Consider the following 14844-nt stretch of genomic DNA (forward strand, 5'->3'; position numbering starts at 1 on the left):
CCTGTTTAGTTAAACGGGCATTTTTTGTTTTGAAGATGAATATTTTCATAATAGTACGTGGGCAAATATAGTTTTATAATTTAAGCATTGATTTTTTGTACTCTAAACTTGTACAAAAAAGACTCAAAATTTTACAATTTCGAGTCTTTTTTGCCTATTATATAGCAGATGTGTTTTTTATATGAGCTTTGTATATTGTTATTTAACAAAAGAACCTATATTACTATTTGAAAATGCACCATCACGGCCGCTTTGATCCGAATCAGGAAACTCAAATTTTTTAGACTTATCATATTCAAATTTCTTAATCTTATTATTGCCCGAAAATGCCCCACTATAAATTTTTACCAAATTTAAAGCAATAATTTCTTCTAGGTTTGGATTGTTAGATAAAGCATATCTTAGCAACGTAGTAGTTTGATTAAGATCTATTTTTGTTAGTTTTCGATTATTTAAAGCTTCATATGCCACAACTCTTACATTATCTGGCAATTTAATTTCAGTTGATGCACCATTATAACCAAATAGGTAGTCTTTAACAATTAAGAATCCATCTTTATTAAATAGTTTTGGAGAATTTTTTAAGTATGTTAATTTTTCTAAACTCTCATCACTAAGAGAATCAACATTTATTACTTCTAGATTATTTAATATTCTAAATGGACTGTATGCAATATTAATAAGAGATGGGAGATTTAAAGTGGTGATAGCATCTGATTCACTGAAACAGTTGCTTTCAGCATCTTTTAAATTATTCAATGTTATTTTTTTAACATTTTTGACTTCAAAGAAGCAATATTGGCCAATATATTCTAATTTAGGGAAACTAATTTCTTCTTGTTTTAAAATTTCAATTTTATGAAAGTTATAAGCAAGTATTCTTTTAACATTTGCTCCACCTGTAACGCTACCTATTTTTATTTGATCAAGCACATGATTTGCTATTACTTCAATAGTGTCTGGAATAGCTATTTCATAAGTTCCAGTATTTGTAGATAGAGGGGCTATTGTTTTTTTAAGATCATCAGTAAAGCCCATTAAAATATTACCATTAGCAGTAATAAAACCATTGGCATCTATTTTTAATAATTTGCTATTTATAAAAGCATCAGCATCAACTGTTTTTAAGTTTTTTAAACCTTCAATTTTGTCTAATTTAGGAGTTGCCTTAAAGGCATTAGCATAAATGTGCTCTACATTAGGCGCTTTAACAGATACTAAATGTTGTAAATTAGCGAAACCGCTTTCTATTGAAACAACGCTGGCTAAATCAACTGTTTCAACTTCTGTATTTTTACTATTAATTTCAAATGTCAAGCCTTTAGCTTCTTTTGGAAATTGTAAATTCTTTTTATTTCCAGTAAAGTTAATATCTTTAACCTTACCATTACCTAAATTAATAGTATAAATATTACCATCAAGACCTTTAATCTCTTCATCTCTATTATCTCAGTCATATTTACTCATAAATGAAGTTTTACATGGTTTGGTGAATTCAATAACTTGATCTTTATATGTTGCTTTTATTCTTACGTTTAATTGGCCAAAATTTTCGATAGCTTTAACACCAATAATTTCAAATTTCACATCGATAATCGGTGTTTTAGGTGTTTCCATTTCTAAGTTTTCTGGCTTTACATCTCCAATGTAATGTTTTCTTCCATAATCACTTTTTGCAACAGAATTAATTTGGTTTCAATTTTGAGTAATAAGGTTAGCTAATTCTTCGTTTTTCTTAATTAAGAAACCTGTAATTTTATAAGTAAATTCTGGTGATTCCTTTGAAGTTGTTGAATTCATCATTTTATATTTAAGTTCTATGTAACCTTCATCATCATTTACTTTAATAGAGTTTTCCACTATTTCTGCATAGATATCAGAAACCAGTTTATTAGTACTTATGTCAATAACATTGCCTACATAAATATCTCTATGGTCAACCATTGATGGTTTAATTAATTCTTTACTAGCTAATGGAGCACCTGGATAGCCATACGAAGGACGGCATTCATATTGGTCTCATTCTGATGGTGCTTTGAAACCTTCAATAATAAGTGTTTGAACTTCTGACTTATCATTACCTTTTTTTAAAACATATGATACTTTAATTGATGATGGCCATATTTGCTCTATTTCTTGAATTTCAATATCAAATTTATATTGACTTTTATCATCGGCTACAATATCATCTTTATTAATGTTTTTTATTAAAAAGTTATTTCAACTTTTTTTACTTTTATGGTTAAATTCAACCTTAGCTTTGCTAAAGTCTATTTTTTCCTTTTCCTTTTCCTTTTCTTTTTCTTTTTCTTTTTCTTCTTCTTTTGCTTTTTCTTCTTCTTTTGCTTTTGCGCTGTCATTACATTTGCTACTTAGTGAAACAGCGGCAATACCTGTCAAACTACTTAGTAAACTTAAAATTAATTTGTTTCTTTTCATTTTGCCATAAGCCTTTCTAGGTATTAATTTACCTACAAATATTTTACTTTATTTTAAAAATTGTGATTTTTGCCCAAAAAATAGATATTTTCTCAAATAAATTGATTTTTATCCTAACTACTAAAACACATAATTTAAAAATGCAAGCCTTGAAAAAATCAAAAGTAAACGCAAAAATTTTGACTACCAATGAATGCATTTATATCGTCATAGCAAAATTAAGGTATAATAAAAATGAATTTTTTATAAATTCCACATAAGATAATTCAACAGATAATATTTTAAAAAAATGTAGAAAGAAATTTATCATGAAATTTCATAAAAATATAATTTTTAGCTCCCCAATGCTAGTTTTGCCTTTTGCAATTATGTCAGCATCATGCAATAGTACTAATAAGCCAAACACAAATACAGACACGCAAAATAAGTATAAAAATCAAAAAAAGAAGTTATTAGACCTATTAAACCAAAACGCAGATTATAGTTTTAGCTTGCTATATAAAAATATATATAGTGCAATGAATAAACAAATCAACCAATCAGATAAAAATGTAGTAGAAAAATGAATAAAGGATACAGATTCACTGTTATTACAATATGAAAATTTTAAAAGAAATATAAAACCAGCAAAAAAAATTACTCAGGGCAAAACCTCTGTTTTGCGTTTTTTTGATGGCATTATTTCGTTTCCAACAACTGCATCTGATGAAGGGATGGGTTTTTATCCATCTTCAATAATTAAAGAAATCAAAAATGCTAAAACATTAGTTGAGCAGTTAGACCTGCTTAATCGTTTCTTCAAAAACAATAGTGTTTCAGCTAATGATGAAGATCCAAATTTTAAAAATATTTCTATTGATTTTGATAATTCTACTTCTATAAATAATGAACTTGATCAAGATGAGGGATTAACTTTAACTTTTGCTAAAACAGATGCTAATGGCAATAAAGAATATGTTTGGCATAAATGATCCGATATAGGAAAAAATAATAAACCACCAACAGGAGAGCACGGTCATAATGGCGAAAACTTTAATAAGCTAAATAATAAATCTAAGGCATATTATTGAGATAATCAATTTATAGTTCATAAAATATTAAAAGACAATGATGAAATTAAAAAAATGGAGTCAGAAGCCATTTTTAATAAAATTGGTGAAATTGTTAAATTAAGTGAAAAAGATAAGCTAAATGCTGATGACTTTCAAAATAATATTATTAATAAATTGAATCAATATCTTACTATTAATAGTAAATTAGAAAAAGAAAACGGCATAACTTATTCAATAGCTGGGTCTCATGCTCACGGACTTGAAGAATATCACTTTTACTTGATTAAATATAAAGATAATCAAATTATTTCAAAAATTGAGTTTTTAGTTTTTAATCAAAAAACCTTTTCAAATCCTACTCTTGCTGATGAACAACTTAAAAAAGAATTTGTCCCTGCGCTCCATTTTGCAAAAGATAGAAATGACTGAGCAAAACAAGAATCCATTGAAAAGAATTTTAATGAAATAAGTAAAATCGTTGCTAAAAATGAGCACCGTGATAATGGTGAATTTAAAAATCCAATCTTAATGGAAAAAGATATATTTAGTGTTGAAATATTGCAACCTCTTGCCAAGTATTTTGATTTTACTAATAATTTAGAGAAATCAACAAAAGATAAAAAGGTTGAATATTCTATCGCTCAATCTCATCCACATTCTAGTTTTTATCACTTTTATTTATATAAATTTATAAATGGCAAAGAAATTGCAAAAATTTCTTTTCATGTTTATGTTGGCTAAACTAACAAAATTCTTTCAAAAAAGTAAGGAATTTGTGAAAAAATAAAAAATCGCAAACAATTAAAAAATTGCTATAATGAATATATTCGTAAATTCATTTCATTGTATATACGAGTTGGAGAAATCCAACTCTTTATTATTTTTAATAGGAGAGTTATGAACTGAAAAAAAGTATTAACTGATAAATTTGAAGGGCAAATTATTGATGTTCAAAAAACCAATGAAGACGGAATAACATTTTTGGATATAACAGTGTCTTCAAAAGATTTAAATTCAGTTGATAAATTAACAAAGCAAATAAATGATTTTATAGATCAGCTTGAAGCTAATATTGATTTTGATTCATTATTAGTACATTCGCCAGGTTTTACATTAGACTATAAAACAGATGAATTAGAAAAACATATAGGCGAAAAACTTGATATTAAATTATTTAAAAGTTTGAATAAATTTGACTTTTATACGGGCGAACTTTTAGCAGATAATGAAAAGAGCATTTTAATTAAATGGAATTGTAAAGGTCAATTTAGGAATTTAGAAATAGATAAGCAAAATATTAAAAGCGTTAGTATGAATTTAGATTATGCTAGCAAAATAAGATAGGAGAATTATGCCAAAAAAACAAAATGAAATATTATCAAGTCCTAAAATTTGATATGAAATTATTAAAGGATATAACGAAAAAGAAAAATTACCATTAGATAAATTACTTGCAATTTTTTCAGAAGAAGTTAATAGAATTGTGCAAAAAAATATTGACCCTGAAGTTAATATTGTTTTTGAATTAAATGAAGAAGCACAAGAAATTCATATTTATAATACAGAAGCATTAGTTATTAGTGATGAAGAGTGAGACACTTACACAGAAAATGAAAAAATAGCTTTAGGTATCTTTAATATACCATTATCATTAGCAAAAAAAGTTCAAAAAGGTGCAAACGTTAATGATTCAATAAAGATTGAAATTGATTTATTAAATTTAACTAGATCAACTGATCCTGCTGTTCAAAGGACACCAAAATCAATTGAATCATCAATACTTCAAGCTATCAAAAAACTCCAAAAATCAATTGTTTATGATAAATATATTAATAGAATTGGCGAAACAGTTAAGGTATCGTTTGTTTCTAAGAATTCACGTGGTTCATGAAACGTTCAATTAGTTGAAGATGGAACTATTGCCCATTTACCTGCTAGTTTTATAAGCGCAAAAAGAAATATTAACCCAGGTTCATATGGAGATGTTGTTATTGAGAGCGTTGAAGAAGACACAAAATTAAGTCAAATTACAGTTTCACTTGATTCGCCAAAAATTATTGAAAAGATATTGACAACAAATATTCCTGAAATTGCTAATGGTTTAATTGAAATTGTAAGAATTCAAAGAGTGCCTGGTGAAAGAACTAAGGTTGTATTTAAACCTACTGCTAGCAACGAAGATATTGATGTTTATGGCTCTATTATGGGAGTTAATTCATCAAGAATTAATACTATTGTAAATGAATTAAATCAAGGCATTGATCAAAAAGTTAGTGAAAAACTTGATGTTATAGTTTATAGTGATGATAAAAACGAGTTTATTAAAAGATGTATGCTTCCAGGACAAGTTGTTGATATAGTTCCTAACCCAAAAAATGAAAATTCGTATTATGTAATTACAACAAATTCAGGTTTATCAGCTGCTATTGGTAGAAAGGGTTCAAATACACTACTAGCGTCGAAAATCTCAGGTTTTAATCTTAATGTTATCACAATTGAAGAAGCTGAAAAAATGAATATTGCTTTCAATAGAAACAAAATTGCTGAGGTTGAACAAGCTATTATTAGTTCTAAAAGATATCATCAAACTAAAAGAAATACATATAAACAAGAACCTAGAAGAAGTGGTCGTCTCAGCGATTTAAAACTCAATTTAGAAGGTTTTGAAAAAGATATTTTAGCCTTTAAAGAACAAGAACAAAACTTTTTTGATACCAATACAAGTGAAAATATGGAATTTGATGAGCTAATTCAACAATATAATGAAGAAATGGCTAAGGAACAAGATTTAGAAGCTGATAATGACACTAATTTTGATGCTGAAAAAGTAAATTCAAATGAACAAAAACAATCATTAAGCGATTATAAAAAAGCAAAAGAAGTTGCTAAAAACTTTAAAGTTGATAATGATTTAAGTAGCTTTGGTTTAGACGAAGACATTGATTTGAGTGATATAGATGAAGAAGATTGAGAATAATTATGCAAGCTATAATCGTAAATGCATAGCTACTGGCATTATTAAGTCTTCTAATCAAATGCTTAGATTTGATTATAATAAAAAGGAAAATATAATTCTATTAGATTTAAATAGAGAATTAAAAGGTAGGGGTGCTTATTTCATTCCCACAATTGCTAATTGAGAATTTATTATCAAACATAAATGTTTAAATAAAACATTTAGAACAGCTGTTGCAAAAGAAACATATGAATTGTTTGATAAACAATTAAAGGAGGGGAAATGGCTAAAAGAAATAGAATAAGTAATACGGATGCGGTAAAGGATCAACTTTCAAATGTTAAAACAGAAATAGTTGATGGAACTTTTGTTTTTACTGGCAGAATGTCCTTAGGAGATTTTGCTAACAAAATAAATGTGAATCCAAATAATTTAATAAAAAGATTTTTATTACAAGGAAAACTTTATCAAATCAATCATATTTTAGAAGAAGAAGAAATAGCAGAAGTGTGTCTTGAAAAAATGCTTGATTTTAAAAAAGCAGACAATATTGATGCTGGTAACTTCTTAAACAAGGTGAAATTTGATGACGATCCTAAATTGCTTGTTAAGCGTCCACCAATTATTACTGTTATGGGTCATGTTGACCACGGAAAGACATCTTTAATTGACTACATTAGGAAAACTAATGTTGTTTCTACTGAAAGCTCAGGAATTACCCAACACACTGGTGCCTATCAAATTACTCATAAAGGTCAAAAAATTACCTTTATTGATACTCCTGGTCATGAAGCATTTAGTGAAATGCGTTCGCGTGGTGCAAAAGTTACAGACATAGTTGTTCTTGTTGTGGCTGCCGATGATGGTGTTATGCCACAAACAAAAGAAGCCATTATGCACTCAAAAGCTGCTAATGTTCCACTTATCGTTTTCGTTAATAAAATGGATAAACCGCAAAAGAATCTTGACAAAATAAAAAGAGAATTAAGTGAAAATGACGTAGTCATTGAAGAATATGGCGGAGATGTTCAAGTTGTTTATGGATCAGCACTTAAAGGCGATGGTATAGAAGATTTATTTGGCGCCATTATTTTAATGTCTGATTTACTTGATTTAAAAGCTAATCCTAATAGATATCCAAGTGGCACAGTTATTGAAAGTAAAGTAGATAAAGGTGTTGGAGTTGTTACAACTATTATTGTTGAAAATGGTACTTTATGTAAAGGCGATTTTATTGTAGCAGGTTCATGTTATGGTAGGGTTAGAAGTATGAAAAGCCCAGGTGGTCAATTTATTGATGAAGCTGAGCCAGGAACACCAGTTAAAATTGCTGGTCTTAATGTTTCACCATTAGCTGGTGATAGATTCATAGGCTTTGAAGATGAAAAATATGCTAAAAAATTAGCAAATGATAAAGCTCAAATTGATAAAAGTATAGATTTATATGAAAAAACGCAAACTATGAGTATCGATTTAGGCAAGAAGATAATCAATGTTATTATTCGCTCTGATATGCAAGGAACAGCTGAAGCTATTAAAAATAAACTTTCTGTAATGGAAAATGATGATGCTGCTATTAGAGTAGTTGGCACACAAGTTGGACAAGTAACCAGTAGTGACTTATTATTAGCACAAGCATCTGATGCAATGATTGTAACATTTAATATTAAAATTTCTCCTAATATTAAACAAGCTGCTAAACAAGCTGGCATCAAAATTATGCAATATGATGTAATTTACAAAATTATAGAAGATATGCAAAATTTATTAGATGGCGAAAAACCTATTATTTATGAAGAAAAGAAAATCGGTTCAGCTCATTGTATCAAGGTCTTCTTTTATTCAAAACTTGGCGCCATTGCGGGCTGTATGTTAGATGAAGGCATTATCAAATTAGGTTGCAAGGTTAAAGTTTTTAGAAATAGAAAATTGATTCATGAGGGCGTTATTGAAACTCTTAAGAGAGATATCAATGATGTTAAAACTGTTGAAAAAGGCAAAGATTTTGGAACACATATCAAGAAATTTAATGATGTTAAAGAAGATGATATTTTAGAATTCTTTGAAGATGTTCCCGTTACTGTTTAATTAAATTATTAAGGAAATAATGGACTTAAAAAAATATATTAGAGATATCAATGATTTTCCCAAACCAGGAGTTGCATTTAAAGATATATCACCATTATTAGCAAATGGAGAAGCATTACACGAAACCATTAAATTAATGTCAGAAGCTGCTTCTGATGTTGATGTTATTGTTGGACCTGACGCACGTGGATTTCTTTTTGGAACGCCTACTGCTGCAAATTTAAAAAAACCTTTTATTATGGTTAGAAAACCAGGTAAGCTACCTGGTAAGGTGATTTCAAAGGCGTATGATCTTGAATACGGAAATAATATTTTGCAAATCCAAGAAGGTTTTATAAAACCAGGTCAAACTGTTGCTATTGTTGATGATGTTTTAGCAACTGGTGGAACAATTAAGGCTATAATTAAATTATTAAATGAGCAAGGCGCTATAACCAAAAAAGTTATTTTGCTTCTTGAACTTGAAGAATTAAATGCCAGAGAATCGATAGAAAAACAAGGCATTGAAGTTGTTTCACTAATTAAATTTTAAAAAAATATTAATTGTGCTGATTAGCACTTTTTTATTTAACATTTTTTTCATAATTAGGCTATAAAACAGTCAAATAAGTATAGTAAAAAATTCTTTATAACTATGTTAGTTGGTATTATAATAGTATCTAATAATTAAATTAAAACATCTAAAACATTTGTTTATATATCAATTGTTTTGCTAATTATAAGAAGGTTTTTATGATAGTAAATGTTATTAGTTCATTGGCAATTATTTTTTGTGCCGGTTTATTTTTAAATTGAATTTTAAAACTGATTAAAATACCGCCTATTATAGGTCTGATTGTGCTTGGCGCTTTAATTGGCCCTCATTGTGCTAAATGAATTTCGCAGGATTTAATCAATATATCAGGCCCAATTAGAGAAATTGCATTGTCTATTATTTTAATAAAAGCAGGTCTTTCATTGGATTTAAAAGACCTTAAAAAAGTTGGCCGTCCAGCTATTTTGATGTCATTTTTGCCTGCTGTTTTTGAGATGGTAGCATGTATTATTTTTGCTCCATTATTTATGGGAATTTCTTATACTAATGCAGCAATGATGGGCGCTGTGCTTGGCGCTGTATCACCCGCTGTGGTTGTACCAAGAATGTTAAAATTAATGGAAGGTAATGAAGGCACTTATAAAAGAATTCCACAAATAATTTTAGCTGGTTCTTCATGTGATGATATCTTTGTTATAGTACTCTTTTCATCATTTTTAGAAATGTCTAAAAGTGGAAAAATAAACTTTATGAGTTTCTTAAACATTCCTATTTCTATGATTTTAGGTGTTTTACTAGGTATCATTTTTGGTTTTGCCATTTCATATATTTTTAGATATTCTGCTAAAAAACATTCTATTAGAAACACATATAAAGCCTTATTAATTATGGCATTATCTCTAATGTGCATTGCTATACAAGACTGAGCTAAAGTAGGAAAAGTTGAAGTTGCTGGTCTATTAGCTGTTGTAGTTTTATGTGGTGTTGTAAAAATCAAGGTTGCACCTTCCACCGTTGATAAACTTGCTAATAAATTTGGAAAGATTTGAATACCGGCAGAAGTTTTATTATTTGTTTTAGTTGGTGCTGCTGTAGAAATTGAATCGCTTCCAAAGAGTGGTGCTAATGCTGTATATATAATCTTAATTGCCTTGGTATTTAGATCAATTGGTGTTTTCTTTGCACTCCTTGGAACAAACTTGAATTTTAAAGAAAAAATATATTGTGTTATAGCATACTTACCAAAAGCTACAGTGCAAGCTGCTATTGGTGCTAAACCATTATTAGAACAACAAAATCTTGGCGGAACTGTTAATTTAGCTGGTACTGAAATATTAGCAGTTGCTGTATTATCTATTGTTATTACAGCACCATTAGGCGCTATTTTAATGGACTTAACACACAAAAAGTTACTTGAAAAAGATTGAAGATTGCATGATAAATCGACTCTACTTAAATTATCAAGAAATGAAAAGAAGAGACTTCGTAAAGCACCTGCTGTTTATTATTCGTAATTAAGTTATTATTTATTGTCTTTATAAACTCAACTTTAAAAAATAAAGGATATTTAATGCAAAGTATGATAAAAAATCCAAAATTTTTACAATTTTGAAGATATTTTTGGTTCAGCCATATCCAAGGATAGACATCTTTTTTACAATTATTTTTTAATTATTTTTTGCCTCATCATATTCATAAACTGAGTTTTTGTCATACTTATATATATCAAAAATTATTTTTAGCAATTGTTTAGTTCTCTCTTCAATTTTTTTATAGTATTCTTGCAACTTTAATGGCTCGTTATTATTGTAATTAGGATTTCAATCTAATATATTCGTTAGCAAGATATTTTTTTCATTTCCATCATCGTATGTAAAACCATATAATGAAATGTTGTTTTTAGGTGTATTTTTATAATCATTGTATTTTTTTTCTATTATTTTATTTGAAGCTTTTGCATTTGCTCTTCATTGCAACAAGCAACCATTGCCAATCATTTTTATATATTTTTGTGCTTTTTCAAATTCATCTGTTCCTTTTTGGAAGGAAACAATTAAATCTGATTTTTGCGCGAGACAATGTTCATATTCATATTTACTATCTGCTCATAATGAATATGATTCTCCTTCAAGATAGTTTTTATATCTTGCTTCATCAATATTTACAATGCCGTTTCTATATTCACCAATAGAAAGATTGAAATGTATTCTGCTTAACAATAAGGCCCTTAATTTTTGATCCAATTTTTGAGGATAATTAAAAAAGTTATTTATTGATTTATTAAACTGCTCATCAATTTCCGTTTCTTTTTCAAATTTTTTGATTTCTGGGACGGTTGATTTTAATCTATTTTTTAACTGTTCAGGAGTCATAATACTTTTGTTATTAATGTCTTTTATTATTTTATAAATCGATTCAGTCAACGACTCTCCACTAAAGCCTGTTCATTTTCAAACGAATATAAATCTTTCTAATTCAAATAATCATTTAAATAAATCAGAAATTCCTTCAAATTCATAAATATTTTTTTTGTTGTATAAAACCCCAAATTTTTCTAACAAAGTTCAGACTAACGGAATAAATACTGTTTGATCTTGATTTGCTGCAAAAATTTGTTCAATTACCTTATCATTAAGCAAAACCTTGTTTTCTTGTATTTTAGTATATAAATTACTATTTTTCTGCTCTTTTAAAAACACCTTTGGATTTTTTATAAACTTATATAAAGAAATTCTTAAAAGAAGGCTATCAAAAGATTGATGAAAATTTATATTATTTTTATCATTTTCATTTTCGAATCATTCTTTTAAGAGAACATAATTATTTGTTATTGAAGTATTAGACATTTTTTTACTTCTTTCATTTAATACTTCAATTCTATAAATTAGTGAAGCAAAAACTGAGATATCTTTTTCATCTACCTCTTCATCTTTTTTTAAAAAAATGTTGTAAAAATCTTCATTAAATTTTTTAATTAGCTTTTCATCCTTAGTTTTAGAGTATAAATAATTTCTAAATAAATCAAGAGAGCTTAAAGGTTTAGAGTTGAGATTTAGGTTTTGAAAAATTACTTCTGGTTGTGCAACCTTAATGTTGGTGTAAGAAGCATAAGTTTTATTTAAAATTTTATCTAAAAAATCATCTAAGTCATCCATTTTATTTAGGATTTCTATAATTTTTAAAATAAGTATTTTATTTTTATAATTGCAATCTTCATTCTTGTCAAAATCATATTCCATTAATAAATTATTTAAATATTTATATATGTTTCCATCTTCAAGATCATTGAGGTTTGAATAAATTTTGGCAAAGAAATTTTCACTAGTTGGATCACTAAACATATTAAATAATAGTTTTTGATTATTGTTTTTGATTATAAATTCATTATTTTTATTTAATCATCTTTTTACAAGAATTTTATAGATGCTAAATAAAATTAAAATAATAGTAAATATTCTTTGTTGACCATCAATTATTTCTTTTTCTGCTGTATAAAATGAAGTCTCATTTGTTTTGCTTGTTAATATAATGTTATTTAAATAACAACCTTCATCGTATTCGTCTATCGAAACTATCATATTTTTGATTAAATCTATGTTTCATACATATTTTCTTTGAAATATCGGCACTTTAATGTTTTTTAAATATTTATTAAATAATTCATAAATATTGTGTGCTGAACTTCTAAAATTGTGCTCTATCTGATTTTGTGAGTATGAATTATCGCCATTATTTTCGGCGTTTTTATTTACAATTAATTTATTTTTAGAAATATTTACTTGGAGTATTTCTTCACATTCCAGGGAAGGCAATTTTTTAACTCTACGTATAGCTTTTAATAAATTTTTAATGCTTGTTTTAACAGTATTAAGAAGTGATATATTATCAACATTATTTTCAATTTCTTCTAATAATGGTCCAAAATATTTTACACTTCCTACTTCCGATTCCTTTATTGATTTAAATTCAGGGCGAATTCGATTTATCTCCCTTGTCAAATACTCATATTCCTCTTTTTCCTTATAATAAAGTTTATCCATTGATAAGAGAAACGAAAATGATATATCACTATCCTCAATTGGAATGCTGCTGTCATCATCAATTTGATATTTAATTAATCAATCGCTAAGTGATCTAAATTTATAACTAATGGAATCTAGTATAAATTCGCTTATTAATTGCTTAGTTGTCTTATTGCTATTTGTGTTGTTTATTATATAAGATATAAATTCATTTGATACTCTATAACATTCTTCATTTATTTTGTTTGTAATGTTTCAATAGTTGGTGAGTTTTAAAAATTGATTAATTGTACTAAGACTTACTGCGTAATAAATATCTCGATTTCGGTCGAAATCAAAAACTAATGAGTATTTATCGCCAATCTCAATTATTTTAATTAAATTAGAATTTTTTATGATTGTTCAAAAATCTTCTGCCTTAAATTCAAATTCTAAAATCTTTTGGAAGTATGATGATATACTAGTGCCAATTTTTCAGGTTTTTAGTTCTAATTGATTATTCATAATTTTCCTTTCATTTAGCAAATATCGGTTTTTTCAAAAAATGGAATATTTGATTTAAAACATCGGCTATCAATTCTTTAGGTATAGCACTTCTTTTTGAATATGAGCCCCTAGCCATATGATTATTATTTCCTTTTTGTCTTTTTTTTAACAAATTTAATTCAATATTAGATTTAAACGTTGTAGGTTTTAAGCTAAAATTATCATCATATGAAGAATAATATGTGTTATTTTCATAACCTAAAAAATTCAAATGATTTCTTTGATATTCCCAACTTTTTGATGTTGTTGGGTTTTCTATAATTCAAACCTTTGGCTTAAATTTTTCAATAATGGATACTGTTCCAGATATTGTGCCTTCACCAATTAATCTTCCTCTTTCTTTTTGAAGAAAAAATCTGTGTTTTACTGGATGGCATTTTGTATTATATTCGTCATAATATTTTCTATTCATCACGATTCATTGCCCATCCTTAGAAATCGAACGAAGCATTTTTCCGTTGCAATCAGCATTTGATCAACTTTCACAAGGTGGCGACGCCAGAATGATATCCGGCTTTGGCAATTCTTTTAGTTGTTTTAATAAGTTGAAATTTTGAATCGAAAGATCAATTTTGTGATAAAAAAATTTCTCCTTCTCTTTAAAGGAGATATCATTTATGCCGATTGAATGAACTTCTAAATCAAACTGTTTATAATATTTTTGAATGGCTTTCTTATAAGATGATTCAGCATCATCAAAAAGAGCTCAAATAATTATTTTGTTATTTGAGAAATTGCAACTCTCTCTCTCTCTCTCTCTCTGTTTTTACTCTATAAATACTCGTTGTTTTATCTACATTACGCATATTGATTAATTTTATATTATTTTATAAATTATATAAATTATAAAGGGAAAGTCATTAAGGCTTTTGTATGTGTTTATGGTATGTAAATTCCAAAAGTAAAATACGCCTTCATTAAGTACTTAATAAATATTACTAAATTTATGATTTCTATATTCTTTTTTAGGGCGAAAAACTAAAAAAGAATATAGAAAACAAGGCCCCTAGGGGCCGGCGCCCGCCAAAGTAGCCATTTTTTTAATAAAATTTACATTAATAAAGCATTTGAAACACAATTTTTGCTATATATTTTTCTAGCATATGAATTGATATATTCCATAACTTTTGATGTGTCTTGACCAGCATATTTATCAAGTGATTTTCCTTTTGGAAAGTATCTTCTTAACAAGCGATGACAATTTTC

At 27.4% G+C, this 14844-nt stretch carries 10 protein-coding genes and 1 pseudogene; 7 read left to right on the forward strand and 4 right to left on the reverse strand.

The window, feature by feature from the left end:
* Window positions 1–198: 198 nt before the first annotated feature.
* Window positions 199–2439, reverse strand: a complete 2241-nt coding sequence (locus T386_RS0103110) for a leucine-rich repeat protein (RefSeq protein WP_029513690.1) — start codon at window positions 2437–2439, stop codon at window positions 199–201.
* 308 nt (window positions 2440–2747) lie between these two features.
* Between T386_RS0103110 and T386_RS0103115 the strand changes: the two genes are divergently transcribed.
* The 7 genes from T386_RS0103115 to T386_RS0103145 all read left to right on the forward strand — a co-directional run bounded on the left by T386_RS0103115 (window position 2748) and on the right by T386_RS0103145 (window position 10584).
* A complete protein-coding gene (locus tag T386_RS0103115; RefSeq protein WP_029513691.1) occupies window positions 2748–4232 on the forward strand; it encodes a hypothetical protein in 1485 nt (494 codons plus the stop codon).
* A 156-nt stretch (window positions 4233–4388) separates the two neighbouring features.
* On the forward strand, window positions 4389–4835 hold the full coding sequence (locus tag T386_RS0103120; RefSeq protein ID WP_029513692.1) for an LSm family protein: 447 nt from the start codon (window positions 4389–4391) through the stop codon (window positions 4833–4835).
* Between the two features lie 7 nt (window positions 4836–4842).
* Complete coding sequence (gene nusA, locus T386_RS0103125; RefSeq protein WP_029513693.1) at window positions 4843–6468, forward strand: transcription termination/antitermination protein NusA; 1626 nt, start codon at window positions 4843–4845, stop codon at window positions 6466–6468.
* Window positions 6449–6751 carry a YlxR family protein gene (locus T386_RS0103130; RefSeq protein WP_029513694.1) on the forward strand — a complete coding sequence of 101 codons (303 nt, stop codon included), beginning with the start codon at window positions 6449–6451 and terminating at the stop codon, window positions 6749–6751. The genes nusA and T386_RS0103130 overlap by 20 nt, the downstream gene beginning before the upstream one ends.
* On the forward strand, window positions 6730–8535 hold the full coding sequence (gene infB / locus T386_RS0103135) for a translation initiation factor IF-2 (protein WP_029513695.1): 1806 nt from the start codon (window positions 6730–6732) through the stop codon (window positions 8533–8535). Before T386_RS0103130 ends, infB begins: the two co-directional genes overlap by 22 nt.
* Before the next feature lie 19 nt (window positions 8536–8554).
* Window positions 8555–9067: an adenine phosphoribosyltransferase gene (locus T386_RS0103140; protein ID WP_029513696.1), complete on the forward strand. Its 513-nt coding sequence runs from the start codon at window positions 8555–8557 to the stop codon at window positions 9065–9067.
* Window positions 9068–9267: 200 nt separating this feature from the next.
* A complete protein-coding gene (locus T386_RS0103145) occupies window positions 9268–10584 on the forward strand; it encodes a cation:proton antiporter (RefSeq protein WP_084274187.1) in 1317 nt (438 codons plus the stop codon).
* 153 nt (window positions 10585–10737) lie between these two features.
* Here the strand turns inward: T386_RS0103145 and T386_RS0103150 are convergent, their stop codons facing one another.
* From T386_RS0103150 to T386_RS04715, 3 genes and pseudogenes are all read right to left on the reverse strand, one after another.
* On the reverse strand, window positions 10738–13596 hold the full coding sequence (locus T386_RS0103150) for a DUF262 domain-containing protein (RefSeq protein ID WP_029513698.1): 2859 nt from the start codon (window positions 13594–13596) through the stop codon (window positions 10738–10740).
* Window positions 13589–14161 (reverse strand): cytosine methyltransferase, encoded by a 573-nt coding sequence (locus T386_RS0103155; protein WP_318024039.1) that lies wholly within the window; start codon window positions 14159–14161, stop codon window positions 13589–13591. The genes T386_RS0103150 and T386_RS0103155 overlap by 8 nt, the downstream gene beginning before the upstream one ends.
* Before the next feature lie 527 nt (window positions 14162–14688).
* Window positions 14689–14844 (reverse strand): annotated as a pseudogene (locus tag T386_RS04715) (IS30 family transposase); the annotation flags it as partial.

It is taken from the genome of Mycoplasmopsis primatum ATCC 25948, from assembly GCF_000702785.1.
GTDB classification, from domain to species: domain Bacteria; phylum Bacillota_I; class Bacilli_A; order Mycoplasmatales; family Metamycoplasmataceae; genus Mycoplasmopsis; species Mycoplasmopsis primatum.